General features: G+C 40.0%; 17 protein-coding genes. 12 read left to right on the plus strand and 5 right to left on the minus strand.

Translation table 11 applies throughout. The features are described from left to right. The first annotated feature begins 182 nt into the window (after positions 1 to 182). From ACFSKV_RS10740 to ACFSKV_RS10775, 8 genes are all read left to right on the plus strand, one after another. Positions 183 to 1,856, plus strand: coding sequence for a hypothetical protein (locus ACFSKV_RS10740; RefSeq protein WP_380802403.1), 1,674 nt, complete (start codon positions 183 to 185; stop codon positions 1,854 to 1,856). Positions 1,857 to 1,859: 3 nt separating this feature from the next. Next, positions 1,860 to 3,383: an Hsp70 family protein gene (locus ACFSKV_RS10745; RefSeq protein WP_380802405.1), complete on the plus strand. Its 1,524-nt coding sequence runs from the start codon at positions 1,860 to 1,862 to the stop codon at positions 3,381 to 3,383. A gap of 4 nt (positions 3,384 to 3,387) precedes the next feature. Further along, positions 3,388 to 4,497, plus strand: a complete 1,110-nt coding sequence (locus ACFSKV_RS10750; protein WP_380802407.1) for a formylglycine-generating enzyme family protein — start codon at positions 3,388 to 3,390, stop codon at positions 4,495 to 4,497. A gap of 3 nt (positions 4,498 to 4,500) precedes the next feature. Beyond that, positions 4,501 to 4,959: a hypothetical protein gene (locus ACFSKV_RS10755; RefSeq protein WP_380802408.1), complete on the plus strand. Its 459-nt coding sequence runs from the start codon at positions 4,501 to 4,503 to the stop codon at positions 4,957 to 4,959. Positions 4,960 to 5,069: 110 nt separating this feature from the next. Continuing rightward, the gene (locus ACFSKV_RS10760; protein ID WP_380802410.1) at positions 5,070 to 6,767 is read left to right on the plus strand and encodes a formylglycine-generating enzyme family protein; all 1,698 of its coding nucleotides are present in this window, start codon (positions 5,070 to 5,072) and stop codon (positions 6,765 to 6,767) included. 69 nt (positions 6,768 to 6,836) lie between these two features. Then, positions 6,837 to 8,543, plus strand: coding sequence for a formylglycine-generating enzyme family protein (locus tag ACFSKV_RS10765; protein WP_380802412.1), 1,707 nt, complete (start codon positions 6,837 to 6,839; stop codon positions 8,541 to 8,543). 115 nt (positions 8,544 to 8,658) lie between these two features. Next, on the plus strand, positions 8,659 to 10,380 hold the full coding sequence (locus ACFSKV_RS10770; RefSeq protein WP_380802415.1) for an SUMF1/EgtB/PvdO family nonheme iron enzyme: 1,722 nt from the start codon (positions 8,659 to 8,661) through the stop codon (positions 10,378 to 10,380). A gap of 183 nt (positions 10,381 to 10,563) precedes the next feature. Further along, positions 10,564 to 10,869: a hypothetical protein gene (locus tag ACFSKV_RS10775; protein ID WP_380802417.1), complete on the plus strand. Its 306-nt coding sequence runs from the start codon at positions 10,564 to 10,566 to the stop codon at positions 10,867 to 10,869. Positions 10,870 to 11,292: 423 nt separating this feature from the next. Here the strand turns inward: ACFSKV_RS10775 and ACFSKV_RS10780 are convergent, their stop codons facing one another. Then, positions 11,293 to 13,428 carry a M3 family metallopeptidase gene (locus tag ACFSKV_RS10780; protein WP_380802418.1) on the minus strand — a complete coding sequence of 712 codons (2,136 nt, stop codon included), beginning with the start codon at positions 13,426 to 13,428 and terminating at the stop codon, positions 11,293 to 11,295. 219 nt (positions 13,429 to 13,647) lie between these two features. Here ACFSKV_RS10780 and ACFSKV_RS10785 point away from each other — a divergent pair, with 219 nt between their 5' ends. From ACFSKV_RS10785 to ACFSKV_RS10800, 4 genes are all read left to right on the plus strand, one after another. Beyond that, positions 13,648 to 14,523 (plus strand): carbon-nitrogen hydrolase, encoded by an 876-nt coding sequence (locus ACFSKV_RS10785; protein WP_380802420.1) that lies wholly within the window; start codon positions 13,648 to 13,650, stop codon positions 14,521 to 14,523. Further along, positions 14,513 to 15,601 carry an agmatine deiminase family protein gene (locus tag ACFSKV_RS10790; protein ID WP_380802423.1) on the plus strand — a complete coding sequence of 363 codons (1,089 nt, stop codon included), beginning with the start codon at positions 14,513 to 14,515 and terminating at the stop codon, positions 15,599 to 15,601. Before ACFSKV_RS10785 ends, ACFSKV_RS10790 begins: the two co-directional genes overlap by 11 nt. A gap of 97 nt (positions 15,602 to 15,698) precedes the next feature. After that, positions 15,699 to 16,955 carry an alkaline phosphatase family protein gene (locus tag ACFSKV_RS10795; RefSeq protein WP_380802424.1) on the plus strand — a complete coding sequence of 419 codons (1,257 nt, stop codon included), beginning with the start codon at positions 15,699 to 15,701 and terminating at the stop codon, positions 16,953 to 16,955. Then, a complete protein-coding gene (locus tag ACFSKV_RS10800) occupies positions 16,955 to 17,365 on the plus strand; it encodes a group III truncated hemoglobin (RefSeq protein ID WP_380802426.1) in 411 nt (136 codons plus the stop codon). The genes ACFSKV_RS10795 and ACFSKV_RS10800 overlap by 1 nt, the downstream gene beginning before the upstream one ends. Here ACFSKV_RS10800 and ACFSKV_RS10805 read toward each other — a convergent pair. From ACFSKV_RS10805 to ACFSKV_RS10820, 4 genes are all read right to left on the minus strand, one after another. Continuing rightward, positions 17,362 to 17,952: a sugar transferase gene (locus ACFSKV_RS10805; protein ID WP_380802430.1), complete on the minus strand. Its 591-nt coding sequence runs from the start codon at positions 17,950 to 17,952 to the stop codon at positions 17,362 to 17,364. The genes ACFSKV_RS10800 and ACFSKV_RS10805 overlap by 4 nt on opposite strands. A gap of 81 nt (positions 17,953 to 18,033) precedes the next feature. Then, positions 18,034 to 19,146, minus strand: a complete 1,113-nt coding sequence (locus ACFSKV_RS10810) for a DegT/DnrJ/EryC1/StrS family aminotransferase (protein ID WP_380802431.1) — start codon at positions 19,144 to 19,146, stop codon at positions 18,034 to 18,036. An 86-nt stretch (positions 19,147 to 19,232) separates the two neighbouring features. Beyond that, the gene (locus ACFSKV_RS10815; RefSeq protein WP_380802433.1) at positions 19,233 to 19,844 is read right to left on the minus strand and encodes an NAD(P)-binding domain-containing protein; all 612 of its coding nucleotides are present in this window, start codon (positions 19,842 to 19,844) and stop codon (positions 19,233 to 19,235) included. Between the two features lie 130 nt (positions 19,845 to 19,974). Beyond that, positions 19,975 to 20,730 carry a TspO/MBR family protein gene (locus ACFSKV_RS10820; RefSeq protein WP_380802436.1) on the minus strand — a complete coding sequence of 252 codons (756 nt, stop codon included), beginning with the start codon at positions 20,728 to 20,730 and terminating at the stop codon, positions 19,975 to 19,977. Positions 20,731 to 20,733 lie beyond the last annotated feature (3 nt).

Raw genomic sequence — 20,733 nt, forward strand, 5'->3', positions numbered from 1 at the left:
CTTATTTTGGATAATGCTTCCTTTTATAAATTATCATTAAAAAATACCCTTATTCGGATTTGGTGCCGAAAGGGGTATTTTAATATTTTGCATCATTCCTTTAATCGCCCAAACTGAACTAAAAATGGATCATCTTACGCGAATAATTAAAATGGTAAAATATTAGCTAGAGTCTATACCATATGCATGTTTCCAAAATTAAAAATGCACTCAAGGATCTTGAAAGAATAGCTGAATTTTCCCTTGAGCCTGGAGCTTTGGTCCACTTGTCTGAATCACTGAAAAAAATTGAAAGAGATATTTCGTCGGAAATCATCAAGATGGATCTCCTTTTTCTTGGTCAGGAAGAAGATTTGGAAATAATACTTCCTCCGGAATTCCGAAGCCCTTGGCAAGAAAAGCAAATGGTGGAATTGTCAGAAGGCCCATTTTCTATCCGTATTTTTGGCCCTTCCAAATTTCCGATGGTTAAGATAGATGAGCTACAGCCAGTCATCAAAGTAATTTATTTGAATGATCCTGACATTGAAAAGGAAGAATTAACCTATTTCGTAGATAGGTTTTCAAAAAATACCGCTTTTCTATATTTCGTTTTGGGTACCAAAATTGGAAAAATAAACCCTCAGGAATTCAGTTTGGAAAAAATCTGGAAGATCCAACGCCTATCACCGGAAGAATTCAAAAATATATCCTCCTTTACCAAAACCCTTCCAGAGCCTTACAAGAAAGTTTCGGCATTCATCAGTGGTGTTTTTGGTCTGAAAAAATTATCTGAATTCCTGGAAATACAAATGCAAAATGAGCAGAAGGATCTAGATGCCAAAAAAATTGCTGTAAGTAAGGAACTGGAAACCAATAAAAAATCTGCCAATTCCAAATCAGGTCAGGAGGTGTTTCAACAAATTAAAAATAACCTCAGCAAAAGTGCCTCAGAATTTGAAAAGGGAATCGGGGAGCGTTTCGGAAAAATCACCAAAATACAGGATGGCTCTTTATTTTATACGGTAGAACAGGAAATAGCCTTACTCAAAGAATTGGAAGAAGTAGAAGTGGATGGTGAAATTATGCTTAGACTCCCAAAATCAGTCAATAAACTTTTCGGATGGATGGAACAACAGCTAAAAGACCACCTAAGCAATGATGTCATTTCTATGAATGATTTCTTGTCAGCTTCCATTGAAGAGGTCAAAGAACTTTTTGAAAAAACCGGTGTGCAGGCTGCAAATATCCAGACTGAGTATTATGACAAAAGTAAAATCCAGCCCCTGTTAGACCATAGTATCCGTATGGAAAAGGATTTTGAAGCCAAAGGAGTGAGCAAAAACTTTAATAGCCTGTTCAGCGCCATCAGGCAACCTGTTTTCATGGTCATGTCGATTTTAATGATTGCAGGCTTTGCCGGTTTTAACCAGCAGGTACAGTTCATTAAAGCTAACTTTCCCATTTTGATTATTGCTTTGCTGGGTTTTGGCATCTACCAGGCCTTTCGCAATATTTCCACTGAAAAAAGAAGGAAAATGACAGAGGAGACAAAAAAAGCCAAACAGCACCTATCTACAGAAGTGAAAAGAATCCTGTCTACAGTGGAAAGAGAATGGAAACAACCTTACAATGATTTCCTGAAGAAACAAATCCGCGATATTATCGACAATTGCGAAACCGAACTTAAAAATTACAGTCAGAGAACCTCCCAGGAGATCAATGATAAAAACCTGCTCACCCAAAGAAAAATGCTCAACATCAATAATCAGGAAAAACAATTTCAGAATGGTCTTAGGGAAAAGCAGAATTTTGATAATAAGCTCAATAACCTGATGGCAGAAACAAAACTCGAATTCCATAAATTGACGCAGTAAGAAATGTTGGTAGGAATTGACTTAGGTACTACTTATTCCCTGATATCCAGGGTAGGAAAAAACGGGATACCGGTTTTGATCCCGGACAATCATAAAAACAGTGTTTTCACCACTCCTTCCATCATCCATATTGATGGGGATACCGCGTATTTAGGAGAGTTTTTGGAGACGAAATTAGAAAGAAATCCGGGGCTTGATCTGATCAAGTTTTTTAAGCGGCATTTCGGTGACAAAAAGCCTTTATACATTGATAAAGATGACACCCCTTGGTATCCGGAAAGTTTGGCTGCACTTTTACTGAAAAAGCTCAAAATAGATGCAGAAGCTTATACAGCCGAAAAAATAGAAGGAGCAGTAATTACTGTGCCGGCACACTTCAATGACAATCAAAGAAAAGCCGTACTGAATGCTGCAGCGCTGATTGATTTGCCCGTGCTGAACCTATTGGAAGAGCCCATCGCAGCCGCTATTCATTACGGACTGATCAACAAAAAATATAATAAAACCATCATGGTCTATGATTTGGGTGGAGGCACTTTTGACGTCACCATCATGACCATGGATGAAAAAGGCATCTATGTCATCGCCAAAGATGGGCATACAGAAATCGGAGGAAAGGAATTTGATGAAAAAATAGGCGAAATCATTCTACAGCAATTCAAGGAAGCTTATGGAATGGAGCCGGTGTTGGATGCCAGAAACTCGCTTCATCTAAGGAGATTTTCCGAAATGCTGAAGGTAGAACTTTGTATGCCAGGGACTCAGTTTGTCGATCAGGTATGTATATTAGGCAATCAGTCTTTGGAAGTTCATGTGTCCAGAAAAGAATTTGAGCAGGCCATAGAACCCTATCTGATTACCTGTGAAGAAATCCTCAACCGGTGTCTGAAAAGTGCGAGTTTGGATTTTGAGGATGTGGACACCTTATTGCTGGTAGGGGGCTCATCCATGGTTCCTTATATCAAAAAGCGCCTTCAGAAAATTTTCACCAAAGAAAGCCAGGAGATCCTGACCCACGAACCCATGCGGGCCGTTGCCTACGGGGCAGCACTGCATGCCATACAGCTATCCGGACAGAAAATGGATTTTGAGCTACCACCAGAACTTAAAGGAGTCACGGGCTACAACTTAGGGGTAAGGGCTATTAATCCCAAAACAGGGAGAATCGTCATCGATAACCTGGTCAAAAAAAACATGCCGCTTCCTTTTAACAACAGCAAGACATATTATACTTCTAATCCTGAACAGAAAAAAATGAAACTTGAAATTATCCAGTTCTTGGATAAGGGGGAAAAAGAAGCAAGTCTGGGTTCATTGGTCATAGGCCCCCTACCCTCCTTTGAAGCAAACTATCCCATTGAAGTGAAAATAGAAAGCAGAACAGATGGCACCGTGTGGTTTTCTGCCTTTGATCCCAAAACAGGAATAGAAATCGAAAAACTTTTTGGGGATGAAATAGAGGGAATTTCCAAACTCCCAAGGCAAAAAGCCATCGTTCAGTCAACTTACATCAACATGATCATGTAAAGCCATGGATAAAAAAGAAGCTTTTGTCCTACTTCAAGTCCCTGAACATGCCTCCGCAGAGGAAATCAAAAGATCATTTGAAAGCTTGTACGAAGCAACCAAACAGCGTTTGGAACATGCACCCCTTGAAAACCAAAAACAGCTTTATAGGAAAAGAATGAGCCAATACTGGCAGGCCTATGCTTCCTTGGTGGACATAGGAAAGCCAGAATATGTTTCTAAGTTTTCAGGAGAAGAAATGTCAAAAAAATCAACTCCTGAAATGAAAATGACAGGAAAATCAGGTCAATTCTTTCAATCAGAACCTAAACCTGAGAAAAAGAAAGGTTTGAGTGAGATGCCTTGGAAGCCCATCGCTGCAGCGGCATTGATAGGATTGGGGATTTTTATTGCATGGAAAATTATTTTTGCCATTCCCGCACCTGTCAAGGAATTGATGGCTCAGATGGAATATATCTCAGGCGGCACTTTTGAGATGGGCTGTACCCGGGAACAAAGGGGAAAATGTGCCGACAATGAACTCCCCGGCCATGCGGTAACTCTATCAAGTTTTCAGATAGGAAAATTTGAAGTGACCAGAGCGCAGTGGTATGCAGTGATGAAATATTATCCCAAAGCCGGCAGTCCCTGTAATCAGACTAATTGCCCCATTGTTCAGGTAAGCTGGGAGGAGGTTCATCTTTTTTTGCAAAAACTTAATAAAATGACCGGTCAGAGTTTTAGGTTACCAACCGAAGCGGAATGGGAATATGCTTCCAGAGGTGGAAATGAATCCCGAAACACCATATTTGCAGGATCCAATCAATTCAATCAGGTAGCAAGGTTGGCCAATGCGCCCTATCCTGTGGGAAGCCTAGCCGCAAATGAAAAGCAGCTTTTCAATATGAGCGGTAATGTCTGGGAATGGTGCCAGGATGGTTTTGACGCCAACTATTACAAAAACAGTCCAAAAGCCAACCCTCAGGGGCAATCCGCTGCCAGCTGTAAAGTAATCAGGGGTGGCAGTTTTAAATCGAAAGAAAACAGCATGCGGGTTTCCAGCAGAAACTGTTTGGACAAAAACCAACACTCAGAAGAAGTAGGATTCAGATTGGCCATTACATTCAGCAGATAATCCATGGGTGACAAAAACCAAAAAAGATTCCAGGATAAGCAAATGAAGCTATCCGATTTTTATCAGGAAGTATGGGTGGTATGTCCCAAATGCTCCCAGATGGCCATCGCTACGGTGGACTTCGAAAAAAAATCAGCCAGACTGGTTTGCAGGCATTGTGGCCATAGCCAACAAAAAAGTACCATGATGGATCAAAAGGCAAGTTTGCAGGTAGCAGCAAATAGTTACTTTAATGCGAGCCCATGGCTGTCAGCTGATTTTAAAGGCCAGCATCTTTTTGCCTGCAATGCTGCCCATCTCGAATATCTGGAAAAATACATTGCTGCCGATCTAAGGGAAAACAAAGACAGGCAGTTTTTTACCATGCTCGAAAAACTTCCCAAATGGATGCAATCCGCCAAAAACCGAGAGGCCCTGCTCAAACAGATAGCCCTCTTGAAAAAGAAGATTCCGATTATTTGAACCAATTAAGCAAGCAACTAAAGAAAATTAAAAATATCATTCCCATCCGCTTAGGAATCTGTAATCCCGAAGCGCGACATTAAGGGTTTCTAATCCATAATTAGAAGACTATGAACGAACAAAAAGCCTTGGAACTCCTCGACCTTGAACCCAGCGCCTCTTCCTCCGAGATCCGTAGGGCCTATCAGGAAATCTATAACGAACTGCAGATCCGTCTGACCAATGCCCCTACCGAGCACCAAAAGGAACTCTACCGCAAGCGGCTTGCTGCAGTGGAAGAGGCCTATCTTTTTCTCGGCGGGGAAAGGGAAGAAGACCTCAGCGAACTGCCCAGCATGGGGCCGGTGGAAAATACTTCGGAAGAAAAAGTCCAAGCTACAAAGCCTCAGCCCATCACTGAGGCCGCTGCTTTGGAGCTTTTAGGATTGAGTAAGCCATTTTACAGGGGGAGATTAGTAGATGCGTACAAAGGGAAGAAAGAGGATTTTGAAAAGGGGTTGAAAAGTGCTCCTAATGAACTGGTAAAACAAGGATTTATTCATTCATTAAAAGAGCTAGAGGAAGCTTTTCTGTTATTAGAGCCCATAGCCGAAAGTCCGGCTCCTGTCCCTCCCAAAACCGAAACACCAAAGCCTCAGCCTGAAAAGAAAAAAACATCCTCTTTGCTTTGGGCCATTCCTGTCATTTTGCTTTTGGCAGCAGGTATCTGGTTCTTTTTGCCAAAAGGAGAAAAACAAGATGAAATCTCTCAGGAGCTTAAAGTAGAATTTATCCGTATCAAAGGCCAGGCAGACCTCTTGGCCGAACAGCAAGACTGGTATCAGGCTTTGGAAAAATATCAGGAGGTTTATGCTTTAATACCCGATAAAGAAGTAAATGACAGCATCAAAAGCATGGAGCAGCGACTTGCGGCTTTAGCAAAAGATACCCAGGACAAAGAACAAGCGGAAGCCGAAGCCAAAGACTGGGCAGCTGCCCAAAGGTCCAACAGCGCAGCTGGGTACCTGGATTTCATCAAAAAGTACCCTTCAGGCACCTATAAAGCGCAAGCTGAGCAGAAGATCAGGGATTTGGAGAAACTCGATTCTCAGCAAAAGCAAAAAAATGAAAAAGTTATCCAAGATTTAGTTAAAAATATGGTTTTTGTCGAAGGAGGCACTTTCATTATGGGGTGTACCCCAGAACAGGGCGATGATTGCTATGACTTTGAGTTCCCTTCACATTCAATCACCTTAAGCAATTATTATATTGGCAAATATGAAATAACCCATGAACAATGGTATGCAATAATGGGGTATTATTCAGATTATTACAAAAATTGGAAATGTGATAAATGTCCAGTTGATGGTGTAAGCTGGCCTGAAATACCTGAATTTATTAAGAGATTAAACCAATTGACCGGAAAGCGTTTTCGATTACCAACTGAAGCAGAATGGGAATTTGCTGCAAGAGGAGGTAATAAAAGTAAAGGTTACAAATACAGTGGAAGTAATGATATCAATCTTGTAGCTTGGTATGAGGGGAATAGTAACTATAAGCCTCATCCGGTCGGACTTAAACAAGCTAATGAATTGGGCATCCATGACATGACAGGTAACATGTGTGAATGGTGCAATGATACATATGAAAAATACACTGAGCAATCAAAAACAAATCCTCAAGCTATCGGCACTTCTGAATGGAGAATAAATCGAGGAGGGCGTTATCCTGACACTCCTAAAAATAGTCGTAACTCATATAGAGACTCATTGGACCCCAAAAATCGTAACTATTATTTGTGTGGCTTTCGATTAGTTTTACCAGTATAGATCCTGCTATTCGGAATCTGGAATCCAGAAGCGCGACACCTGGATTTCTAATCCTAAAATTAAAAGATAATGACCGAACAAAAAGCCTTAGAACTTCTAGACCTTGAACCCGGAGCCTCTTCCTCTGAGATCCGCAGGGCCTATCAGGAAATCTATAACGAACTGCAGATACGCCTGACCAATGCCCCAACCGAGCACCAAAAGGAACTCAACCGCAAGCGCCTTACCGCCGTGGAAGAGGCCTACCTCTTTCTGGGTGGGGAAAGCGAAGAAGACCTCAGCGAACTCCCAAGCCTGGGCCCGGTAGAAACTACTTCGGAAGAGAAAATCCAAGCTTCCAAGCCACAGCCCATGTCTCAGGCAGCTGCTTTGGAGCTTTTAGGATTGAGTAAACCATTTTACAGAGGAAAATTAGTAGATGCCTACAAAGGGAAGAAAGAGGATTTTGAAAAGGGGTTGAAAAGTGCTCCTAATGATGTCCTGAAACAAGCGTTCCAACATTCCCTAGATCAACTTGAGCAGTCATTTTCTATTCTGGAACCCTTAGCCGAAAGTCCGGCTCCAGTCCCTCCCAGGCCCGAAGCACCAAAGCCTCAGCCTGAAAAGAAAAAAACATCCCCTTTACTTTGGGCGATTCCTGCCGTTTTGCTTTTGGCAGCAGGTCTCTGGCTCTTCCTGCCACAAGGAGAAAAAACAGATGAAATTTCTCAGGTGCTAACAGATGAATTTATCAAAGTCAAAAGTCAGGCAGACCTCTTAGTTGAAAAGCAAGATTGGTCTCATGCATTAGAGAAATATAAGGAGGCTTATGCTTTGATGGCAGATACCGAAGTCAGTGACAGCATAGCGAGCATAGGGCAGCGCTTGGAAGCTATAGCATTAGATGCCAAGGCCCATGAACAGGCGGAATCCGAGGCCAAAGATTGGGCAGCTGCACAAAAGGCCAATAGTACAGCAGGGTACCTGGATTTTATTAAGAAGTACCCTTCGGGCACCTATACCGCGCAGGCCAGGCAGAAGATTCAGGAATTGGGGGCAGAACTGAAAAACCAAAGCCCGGCAAGCTCCCCTCCGAATCGCGATACACAGGCAAGTAAAACAACAGATACGCCTATAAGTAATCCATCTGCAAGTACCTCTAGCGATACGCGTACTGTCCGAGGCATGAAATTAATCAAGATACCAGGCACTAATTATTATATGGGGGAAACGGAGGTGACACGAGAACAGTTTGAAGCCTTTGTGAATGCCACGGGCTATAATACCACGTCTGAAATAGTAGGTTCGAGTTATGTGTTGACGGAGAGTAATTGGAAAGAGCTAAATGGGGTTACCTGGCGCAACAATGTCAGCGGCGGCGGTAGTCAACCACCAAACCATCCGGTGATACATTTGAGCTGGCACGATGCAGTGGCGTATTGCAATTGGGCTGGTGTGCGCTTACCCACAGAGCAAGAATGGGAATATGCAGCCAAAGGAGGTGAAAACTACGAGTATTCAGGTAGCAATGACAGCAATGAGGTGGCATGGCATCATGGCAACAGCGGTAATACCACGCAAGCGGTTAAAGGAAAAAAACCGAATGGTTATGGCTTATACGACATGAGTGGGAGTGTATTGGAATGGACATCAACGATTGAAGGCTCTAAGCGCATTTTACGCGGTGGCTGTTGGAACTACGATTTCGATAACTGCACAGTGGCTTATCGCACATCACGCTCCCCTGACAGCAACTTTAACACCACTAACGGTTTTCGGGTAGTCCAGGACCTGTGAAATTCGCAGAATATCTCACTAGAGCTTCCCTAATAAACCTGTTAAAACCCTGCTCTTAGAAATCTCCAATTCCGAAACGCATTACCAAGGATTTTAATCCTAAATTTAGAACTCTATGACCGAACAAAAAGCCTTAGAACTCCTCGACCTTGAACCCGGTGCCACTGCCTCCGAGATCCGCAGGGCCTATCAGGTAATCTACAACGAACTGCAGATACGCCTGACCAATGCCCCTACCGAGCACCAAAAGGAACTCTACCGCAAGCGCCTTGCCGCCGTGGAAGATGCCTATATCTTTTTCGGAGGGGAAAGCGAAGAAGACCTCAGCGAACTGCCCAGCATGGGACCGGTGGAGCATCTTCCAGAAGGAAAAGTCCAAGCTTCCAAGCCACAGCGCGTCAGTGAATCAGCAGCTTTGGAGATACTCGGACTTAGCAAGCCTTTTTCAAAAGGGAGACTATTAGATGCTTATAAAGGTAAAAAAGAGGATTTTGAAAAGGGACTAAAAGTAGCTCCTAATAATCAAATAAAGACTGCCTTTCAAAAATCTTTGGATGATCTCGAAAATGCTTTTAGCTTATTGGAAACTTTGGTTTCCTCACCTCCACCCAAAGTAGAAACTGTCAAACAATCTTCTCCAAATAAAAAGGCATCTCCTCTTATTTGGTCCATCCCTGTGCTTATTATCATTATTGCTGGAATTTGGTTCTTCACGCCAAAAGGAGAAGAACAAGATGAAATCTCTCAGGAGCTAAGAGATGAATTTATCAAGGCCAAAAGTCAGGCAGACCTTTTAGCCGAACAGCAAGACTGGAATCAGGCTTTGGAAAAATACCAGGAGGCTTATGCTTTGTTAGCTGATACACAAGTCAGTGACAGCATCAAAAGCATGGAAAAACGACTTGCCTTAGTGGCATCTTCGACTCAAAAAGAAACCGAGGCCAAAGATTGGGCAGCAACGCAGAAAACAAATAGCACTACTGGATATCTAAATTTTATTAAGAAATATCCATCGGGGACTTTTACTGCCTTGGCTGAACAAAAAATTAAGGAGTTGGAAACCGATTTAAGAAATAAAGCTTCTGTAAATACATTAAAAGTACCGCAGGAAACTACTGCCAAAACACCAAATAATATTCCCCTTCCAAATGTTCTTCAGGAGTTAGAAAGAAATATGGTTTTTATCCAGGGTGGTATATTTACAATGGGCTGTACACCTGAACAAAGTACAGATTGCGATGAAGATGAAAAACCTACTCATAGATTAACCATGGACAGTTTTAGATTAGGAAAATATGAAGTAACCCAATCTCAATGGGTATCTGTTATGAGAAGTAATCCCAGCAAGTTCAAAGGATGTGACAATTGCCCCGTAGAGAATATAAGTTGGCATGACATTCAGGAATTCATCAGTAATCTCAACAAAATAACCGGGAAGAATTACCGACTTCCATCTGAAGCCGAATGGGAATATGCCGCGCGGGGTGGCAATCAAAGCCAAGGAAATATTTACAGTGGAGGCAACAAATTAAACGATGTAGCTTGGAATTCCGGTAACAGTGGGAACAAAACACATCAGGTAGGCCAGAAAAATCCAAATGAACTTGGCCTTTATGACATGAGTGGAAATGTTCATGAATGGTGTAATGATTGGTATGAGAAGAAATATTATGCAAACAGCCCTGAACAAAATCCTAAAGGACCATCAAATGGCTCCACGCGTGTCCGTCGAGGCGGTAGTTGGGATGATGTAGGATACTATAATAGAGTTTCGGATCGGTTTGATGTTAATCCGGGAAATCGTGTTGGTACTGTGGGTTTCCGACTTGCACTTTAATCAAAGTATCACTTCGAGGAATATTTAGATTTGGTTTGGTTTTGATGATCACATCCAGATCACTTAAATCCAACATAAAGTCATTGACGAAATATATTTCTGAATAACAGGGATTTTAAAAACTTACCTATTGCAAATTTAATTACTGTAAATTATAATTTGGGGTTTATAAATTAATCACCAATGAAAAATAAACCTCAATTACAGTTCATTGTGACTGCTCTAATTTTGGCAATCAACCTGCCTTATGCTTTTGCACAATCAAATTTTGAAGGAGCTTGGTTTTACTTGGGCGAAAACAGTCGATCTTCTTTAATTTGCGAAATCAATGGAGAAGGCCTCACCCAATATACCTGGGATGAAGACAGCGAAAAGTATGTTACTTACCGATCTACAAGGGGCAGTGAGTACCAGTTCGTGGACCATTACCAGGAAAATAGAAATAATGCCACTTATTACTGGATCAATACTTGTGATGGTTGCGGCTAAACTGAAACCCATAGCTACCATATTTTCCATGTTTCCCCTAATGTCAAGTACGTCAAATTTGAAAGATTGGTCAATAATATAGGAACAGGCAATGAATCTGGTGTTGATATTTGAAAAAATGCCTGAAAATATTACCTCCTTCAGTTTGATCTAAGGAGATTGCAGCGAAGGATGCTGCCATGCTTATGATATCAGAGTAGAATAATACCTGAGAATTGGGCAGATTTATTAAGAAAATTGCATGAATAAAAATACACTAAATCAATATTCATGTCATTTTTGTTCATCTGAAATAAATTCAGCTAATAAAAAAACGGAGCCTTTCAGCTCCGTTTTTTTCATTAATCCTGCTTTGTCAAGTTAATATTCGAGACACGAAACCTTTGATGAAATATGACAAAGTAGGATTAATTAATATTTTAATCACTTCGTCCTATCCACTTTCACCTGATCCAATCCCCTCTTTTTCAACAAGGCATCGATCTTGGGCTCAGCTCCACGGAAATTGACATACATGGTCATCGGCTCATCTGTACCGCCTCTTTCCAAAATTTCCTTTCTAAAAGCCTGTGCTTTTTCTTGGTTGAAAAGCTCGGTTTCTTTAAATGCCTGGAAGGCATCAGTATCTAAAACTCCTGACCAGATGTAACTATAATAACCTGCAGAATATCCTCCCGAGAAAATATGCTGAAAATAAGTGCTTCTATACCTCGGAATGATTTCCCCGATCAATCCTATTTTGGACATAGAAGCTTTTTCAAAATCGTTGGCATTGGCTGTAATCGGGCTTGCTTGGGTATGGTAATCCAAATCCAATAAAGATGCCGCCAGATATTCCGTTGTCGCAAACCCTTGACCGAAGGTGCCGCTCCTCTGAAGTTTTTCAATCAAATCATCAGGAATGGCTTCCCCTGTTTTGTAATGAATGGCATATTGCTTCAAGACCGTAGGGTCTGTTGCCCAATTCTCCATAATCTGTGAAGGAAGTTCTACAAAATCCCTGGGAACAGACGTACCTGCCAGACTCTTGTACTGTACATTGGATAACAATCCATGTAAGGCATGACCAAATTCATGGAAGAATGTGGTCACTTCATCAAAAGTCAGTAATGCAGGAGCATCTCCAACAGGTTTGGAGAAATTACAGACTATTGAAATCACAGGTGCCTTCCTGACTCCATTTTCCATTTTTTGTGGCCTATAGGAAGTCATCCATGCCCCTCCCCTTTTAGATGCTCTGGGGAAAAAGTCCATATATAACACACCGACATGCGAACCATTGGCCTCTTTCACTTCAAATGCTTTTGCATCCGGATGATAGACGGGAATTTCTTTGATTTCATGAAAGGTCAAGCCCCATAATTTGTTGACCACCATAAATACCCCTTCCTGAACTTTATCCAATGGAAAATAAGGCTTGATTTCCTGTTCATCTAGATCAAATTTCTGTTTACGGAGCTTTTCTTCATAATATCTCCAATCCCAAGGAGCAAGTTCAAAATCTCCTCCTTCTGACTTTATCATGCCCTGCATTTCGGAAGCTTCAACCTTGGCCTTGGCCAAGGCAGGAGTCCATAATTGGTTTAATAGGGTATATACATTTTCTGAATTTTTAGCCATCGTTTCTTCCAGGGCGTAATCAGCATGGTTTTTGTAACCGAGCAATTTGGCTTTCTCCCCTCTCAAATTGGAGATTTCCAATAGAATTCCCTTATTGTCTTTATCATTGCCCTGATTGGAACGGCTCTGATAGGCTTCCCAGATTTGTCTTCTCAAATCCCTGTTTTCTGCATATTGCAAAAAGGGCATAACACTTGGGTTTTGTAAAGTAAATAGCCATTTATCTTCTTCTCCTGCAGCTTCAGCTTCCTGATAAGCAGCATCCCTCAATTCCTGAGGTAAACCTGCTAAATCTTTTTCTGAATCAATAAAAAGCTTATATGCATTTGTTTCCGCAAGTAAATTCTGGCCAAACTGCAGACTTAAGGTGGAGAGCTTGCTATTGATTTCTCTCATTTTTGCTTTGTCAGCCTCACTCAGATTTGCTCCATTTCTTACAAAGGACTTGTATCTTTTTTCCAATAGCTTATGCTGTTCCTGATTTAAACCCAGCTCATCTTTTTTATCCCAAATAGCCTTCACCCTTTCAAAAAGCTTTTCGTTAAGGTTGATATTATCGTAATGGTTCGAGAGTTCAGGTGCCATTTCTTTTGCAATGGCCTGAATTTCATCATTGGTATTGGCACTGTTTAAATTGGAAAAAACAGTATTGGTTCTGCTCAACAAATCGCCTGAATATTCCATAGCTTCGATGGTATTTTCAAAAGTAGGGGCATCCGGATTGTTAATTATCGCATCAATTTCTTCCTGTTGCTGCCTGATCCCTTCCCTTAAAGCAGGTGCAAAATGTTCATTCCTGATTTTGTCAAATGGAGGAACCTCAAAAGGCGTATTATAGGGTTCAAAGAATGGATTCATGGTGTCATTTTTTTCATTATTCTGACTGCAGGAAATGAGAACGATTCCAGAAATCGTCAAAGTCAACAAGGTATTTCTCATACTATTTATTTGGGTTTTGGGTGCAAATATAAAAAGTTTTGCTTCTTTGATAAATCATAAATAAAGCCCAAAATTGGGGTTTCAAAATATTTTTTAACTCTTATTTTGGAAAATAAGGTCTCTCAGGTCAGGATTTTCAAAAATCAAATTAAGAATTGTCAGAAATGGTGTATTTTTGACGCTAATATTTTAATGATTAAATAAAAAAAACAAATAACAGTGTCAAAAAGAACCGTAAAAGTGGGTTTGGTACAGAATTCCTGTTCCAAAGATCTGGCTTCCAACTTATCAAAAGCCGAAAAAGGTATCCGGGAAGCTGCAGCTAAAGGAGCTCAGATTATTTGTTTACAGGAACTTTTCAAATCCTTATATTTTTGTGATGTAGAGGATCATGACAACTTTAAGTTGGCCGAAAGCATACCCGGACCTTCTACTGATTTTTTTTCGAAACTTGCAAAAGAACTGGGGGTAGTCATTATTGCTTCTTTATTTGAAAAAAGGGCAGAAGGATTATACCACAACACCACAGCGGTATTGGATGCCGACGGCAGCTATTTGGGCAAATACCGCAAAATGCATATCCCTGATGATCCAGGTTATTATGAAAAGTTTTATTTCACGCCAGGCGATTTGGGTTACAAAGTTTTTAAGACAAAATTTGCCACTGTAGGGGTGTTGATCTGTTGGGATCAATGGTATCCTGAGGCAGCACGGATAACCTCTCTTATGGGGGCTGAGATTTTATTTTATCCAACTGCAATCGGCTGGCATAAGGATCAGGATTTGGACACCAATTCGGAACAATATCAGGCTTGGCAGACCATTCAGAGATCCCATGCAGTTGCCAATGGAGTTCCAGTAGTTTCAGTCAATAGAGTGGGTATGGAAGGGGACATGAAGTTTTGGGGCGGATCATTTCTCACCAACGCATTTGGCCGGGTTTTATATCAGGCAGACCATAGTAAGGAGGAGATTTATGTCCATGAATTGGACATGGAAAATTCCGACCGTTATAGGACTCATTGGCCTTTTTTAAGGGACAGAAGAATCGAAACTTATTCTCCTATCCTCAAGCGTTTTATAGATGAAGACTGATATTCAGGTGAAAGATATTTTTGAAATTGCCAAATTGGGGAATTTGTCCCCCGCAGAATTGGGGTATACTTTTCCTGCAGAATTTGAAGCCCATTTAGCCACATGGTTAAGCTGGCCGCATAAAGAGGCATCATGGCCAGGTAAAATCCATACTATTTTTCCTGCTTATGCCGAATTTATCAAGCAAGTTGCTTTTGGGGAGGAAGTTCATATCAATGTGGCTGATGAAAAGATGAAACAATTTGCCATTGGTCATTTAACAGATGCTGGGGCAAAACTTGAAAATATTTTCTTTCACTTTTTCCCAACCAATGATGCCTGGTGCAGAGATCATGGTCCGGCCTTCCTGGTTAACAAAGAAGCATCAGTAAAAAAAGTATTAGTTAAGTGGAATTATAATGCCTGGGGAGATAAGTATCCTCCTTATGATCTGGATAATCAAATTCCTGTCAGCATCGCAGAATATAGAGGAATACCCTGTTTCAGGCCTGGGATTGTGATGGAAGGAGGCTCAGTGGAATTTAATGGTAAAGGGACATTACTCACCTCTGAGGCATGTTTGTTGAACCCTAACAGGAACCCCCATCTTTCAAAGGATCAGATTGAAGAATACCTACAGGGATATTATGGTGTCAATAACATCCTTTGGCTAAAAGATGGCATCCTGGGAGATGATACAGATGGCCATATCGATGACCTGACCAGATTTGTAAATGAGGATACTGTAGTGACCATGGTAGAGCATGATAAAAAGGATGAAAATTACGCACCATTGAAAGAAAACTTAAATCTGCTCCAAAATTTAAGGTTGGAAAATGGAAAGCAGATGAACATCATTGAACTTCCTATGCCCGGAAAATTGATTTTTGAGGACATGCGTCTACCGGCTTCTTATGCCAACTTTTATATATCCAATCATGCAGTGATTGTGCCAACATTTAGAGATAAAAATGATGATCGGGCAATTGATATTCTTTCTTCCAGCTTTCCTGATAGAAAGGTTATAGGAATTGATTCCTGGGACCTGATTTGGGGATTGGGAAGTTTCCATTGCCTCAGTCAACAAGAACCGCTTTAAAACTAAGGATGGGCACTTTGGGATAGGAACAGTATTTAAATCTTGTCACTCCAATTGGCTTGGCTTACATTTGTGGCTGGGAAAAAAACCAGATCAAATGAAAGTATCAATCCGTCTATTTGTATTATTTTTTATTTTTTGTTTGAAATTCAGCACCTCCAGTTCACAGGAAAAAGACCAATATGTCATTCTGATTTCACTGGATGGTTATCGGTATGATTATACTGAAAGATTTCAACCTGAAAATCTGAATCGATTTATTGAAAAGGGGACAGCAGCGAAATCTTTAATCCCATCTTTCCCTTCTAAAACTTTTCCCAATCATTATACTATAGCCACTGGAATGAAACCAGAAAAACATGGATTGATAGATAATGCTTTTTTTGAACCGGAAAAAGACCAGGTTTATGTGATCAATAACAGAGAGATTGTACAAGATGGTTATTGGTATGGAGGCACTCCTCTGTGGGTTTTAGCACAGCAACATGGTCTAAAAGCTGCAAGTTACTTCTTTGTTGGCACAGAAGCCCCGGTAAAGGGAATACAACCCAATTATTATTATAATTATGATGCCAAGGTGTCCAATCTCACCAGAATTTCCAAAGTTTTTGAATGGCTTGAACTTCCTGAGGATGAAAGACCACGCTTGATCACCCTTTATTTTTCAGACATGGATGATATTGGGCACCGGTTTGGACCTGATAATGAGAAGGAAATAGGAGGAAAACTTGAGAAACTTGACAGAGAGCTCGGAGCATTATTTGAAGGTTTGAAAAGCTTTGACCTGGACATCAATATATTTATAGTATCCGACCATGGGATGACCAATGTCCCCAAAGAGAACCTTCTCAATCTTGATCACATCACAGAGGGAATAGATGCCAAAGTAATCAATAACGGAGCTCTGGCACATGTGTATTTGAACAATCCTTTGGAGCTTGAAGATGTTTATTTAAAATTAAATTCTCAGGAGGGGCCTTATAAAGCAGTGAAGGTCAAGGATAGGGAGTTTTACAAGAATATACAAATTCACCCAAACAGATTAGGAGATATCCTTATTATCCCCGATTTAGGTTTTTATTTGGCAACAACTGTAGGAATGGTAGGATATCAAAATAGAGCTGCCATGTTCAAGACAGAGATCTTTGGCGAGCATGGATATTCTCCTGCATTCAAGGATATGCATGGGATATTCTATGCCAATGGGCCAAAAATAAAAGAAGGTCAAATAATCAGCTCTTTTCAGAACATTCATGTTTATCCTTTGATCTGTGAAATATTGGGCTTGCCTATTCCTGATGATATTGACGGAGATGTACATGTTCTAAAACCGGTATTAAGAGATGATAAATAATGGAAAGAAAGGAAATTGAAAAGCGGAAGGACATTTCAACATTGGTGAGGACTTTCTATTCAAAAGTTAGGTTACATGAAGTCCTAGGTCCTGTGTTTAATACTGTGGTGAACGATTGGGAAGTCCATTTAGAACATCTAACTGATTTTTGGGAGATGGTGTTGCTTCAAAGCGGACCTGGAGCTGGTAAATTCAACCCCATACCTGTGCATAGAGAAGTGGACAATCAATCTCAAAATCAAATCTCAGAGTTTCACTTTAATAATTGGCTGGAGCTTTGGTTTGAAACACTTGATCAACATTTCAAGGGTGAAGTAGCAGATTATGCAAAATCACATGCCCAGAAGATGGCCTATATTTTACTTTTCAAAATCAGGGAAGGGCGGACAAAGAATCAAGTAGGTAATTAATTGCCCTTGAATTTTGGCATTGACACCTCGTTTTCATGGCTGATACCTTCTCTACTGATTACTTTCCTTAGGGTAAGGAAAATTATTTTTAAATCCAGCAAGAATGACTGGTTATCAATATACCAAATATCCATTTTGAATTTTTCTGGCCAGGCTATGGCATTTCTGCCGTTTACCTGTGCCCAACCTGTAATTCCTGGTTTAAGATCCATTCGGCGTTTTTGAAATTCATTATAAAGGGGTAGGTATTCCATCAATAAAGGCCTGGGACCCACCAAAGACATTTCCCCTTTCAACACATTCACCAACTCCGGCAATTCATCCAAACTTGTAGATCGAAGCCAGGAACCAAAAGCTGTAATTCTTGATTCCTCTGAAAGCAATTCTCCATGTTCGTCCTTCTCATTGGTCATAGTCCTGAATTTGACAATTTTAAAGGGCCTTCCTTTATATCCTGGACGGATTTGGGTAAAAAAAACTGGCCATCCGAAATTTAACGCAACTAAAACAGATAGGATCAATAAAACCGGAGAAAGTACCAAAAGGGCTAAAAAAGAAACCAGGAAATCAAAAATTCTTTTAATCATGTTTTAACAAGGGTTGATCCATTCAATAGCTTGGAGAAATATTTTTTTCAATAAACAAAATTTCACTTCAATTTTTGAAATCTATAGGGAAAAATTGTTGAGCAAGTCACAAATAAATTGCAACTCTTTAAAAGTATGAACAGGTGTCAATGGTAAACTTAAGGCCTCTTGGTGAATTTTTTCGGTTATCGGAAATGACAAGTGTTTTAACTCCCTATATGCATTTTGTTGATGTGGAGGAACCGGATAATGTACCAGAGTCTGGACACCATTTTCTTCCAAATACTTTTTCAGGATTTCTCTATATGGTATTCTGATTACAAAAAGATGCCAGACATGGGATGCATTTTTCAAAGGCTGATCAATGAGTGGCAATTGAATATCGGGATTATTTATATTTTGAATATAATAATTGGCCAGACCTCTTTTGATTTTGTTTTCATTATCTAGATAGTTGAGTTTGACCTTAAGGAATGCCGCCTGAATCTCGTCCATTCTACTATTCACTCCCCTATAATCATTCCTGTACTTCTCATTGCTTCCATAATTTGAAAGGGTTCTAATCATTTTGGCCAATTCTTCATCTTCTGTGGTAACAGCTCCCGCATCTCCCAATGCTCCAAGGTTTTTTGTAGGGTAAAAGCTGAAAGCTGCTGCATCTCCCAAAGCACCGGTTTTAGTTCCGTTCCATAAGGCACCTATAGCTTGGGCATTGTCCTCGATAATTTTTAAACCATACTTTTTTGCCAAAAAATCCAAATCCGGAGACCAACAAGCTCTACCGTACAAGTGCACTACAACTATAGCCTTGGTTTTTGGACTGATAAGTTCTTCTATTTTGGAAATATCCAAATTATAGGTTGAAATTTCAGGTTCGACCAGTACGGGCACTAAATCTGCTGCTGAAATGCTCAGGAGAGTAGCTATATACGTATTTGCAGGAGCAATGACTTCATCCCCGGGTTTAAGGAAACCCATTTCAATATATCCCTTCAAGATTAAAAATAAAGCATCATAGCCATTGCCTACGCCGATAACATGGCCAGTTCCTATGTAGCTTTGAAGTGATTTTTCGAAAACAGCTAATCTCTCTCCAAACAGATACCAACCGGAATCAATTACTTCTGCCGAGACACGTTGGAGATCCTCCTTATACTGTCCGTTGATTTTTTGGAGATCTGAAAACTTAATCATGGAAGTAATATAGTTGAAAACCGTAAAAATAAGAAGCCAAAACCCCAAGTATAAAGTTAGACCTTAAAAAATAAAAAGGGGAGATTTTACACTGAAATCAATTTGAAATGGTAATCATTACATGCATTTTTCGTATTGCTGATAGCCTTACGAAGATGAAACATTGCTTCTAACAAAGGGGCATTTTCCAATTGTCCTGCATCTATGGCTTTAAATCCGATTTTTGCAATCAATTGCTTTACGATTAATTTCTCAGGAATGTCAGGCCCACAATAGTAGGTTTCTTTTACTAAACCCATAGGGTCTGAATTTGGATAATCTAATCCCAAATTATTGAATGCCTTGAAAATCTTGGGGGTTCCCAATATACTTTTTATAAAATCAGTATTACAGGCAAAAACTTTGGGATCATCACTATTGGTGCAATCGATAACAATTTTATCCGATAAGTCAGAATTGGATAGTTCATCAAAAACTTGTTCTAGATAACTGTTTTCACAACAAATTAAGATCACTTCTGAACAATCAATAACTTCTTTGAAAGTTTTCAAAGGATTAGAGGACATATTTAAGATTTTCCACTCAATATCATTGGGTACAAAACCTTTCCTTACTCCATAGGCAATTTCTACCGACCTTGCCGAAAGAGATTTCCCTAAAGTGAGCGCTAATCTGGTACCTCCTAATATTCCTACCATAACTATTCCTGCGAAGATATTTGCTAATAATTAAATCTGGTTTTATAAAGACCTGGCTTATTTTAAAACATCAAAATAAACATCTGAAAGTACATATATTAAAGCAAAAAATAAAATAAAATAAAATAATTTAATTCAAATGCCATTTTTTGTTCTTTATATTAAAAAAAACGGATAATAATAAAACCAAAACCATGGCCAATGAAAAATAGGAGACAAAAGGCTCTGCGTTCCATTGTTTGACGGCTATAGCAATAAATGCCCAAACACCAACAAAAGTTGGGCTGAAAAGATCTCTTTTTAACTGAATCAATATATAAATTCCTGTTGCAACCAGAAGCACCAAATTAGTCCAAAAAACATCATGGGCTTGGAGCCAGCCTTTTGAAAAAATCCAAACTGAAAGATTGACTACTGAGGCAACAATGATCCAGCCTGTATAGATTCCAATGGGTAGCCCAATAAATGCATAAGGTTTAATATTCCTTTCCCCGATACGGAGGGAAAATATCAATTTCACCAATGAGGCCAAAAGCGCAAAAATTACAATAACTGATACAGTCAGATGTTCTTTGGTCCAGACAATGATCCAAAGTGCATTGAGAAGATTCGACAAACCTAGCCAAATACCAGTTGGGTTAATGGATTTTTCAAATTCTTTTTTGAAAAAACTGATCCATTGAAAAAGGATAAAACCTATTAACAATAAATAAATCAAACCCCAAATTGAAAAGGCATAACCTGAAGGAGTAATCAAGGTGTTGTATTGGTTGCTGATTTCCCCTACCGACTTTCTGCCACCTGCCCCGGATCCATACAAATAATTCAGAAAAAGAGTCCCAAAAAAAGTAAGGGTATTAAAAATCAAAAGAAGGAAATTTTTCATGTC

It is taken from the genome of Shivajiella indica, assembly GCF_042683085.1.
Taxonomy (GTDB): Bacteria; Bacteroidota; Bacteroidia; order Cytophagales; family Cyclobacteriaceae; genus Shivajiella; species Shivajiella indica.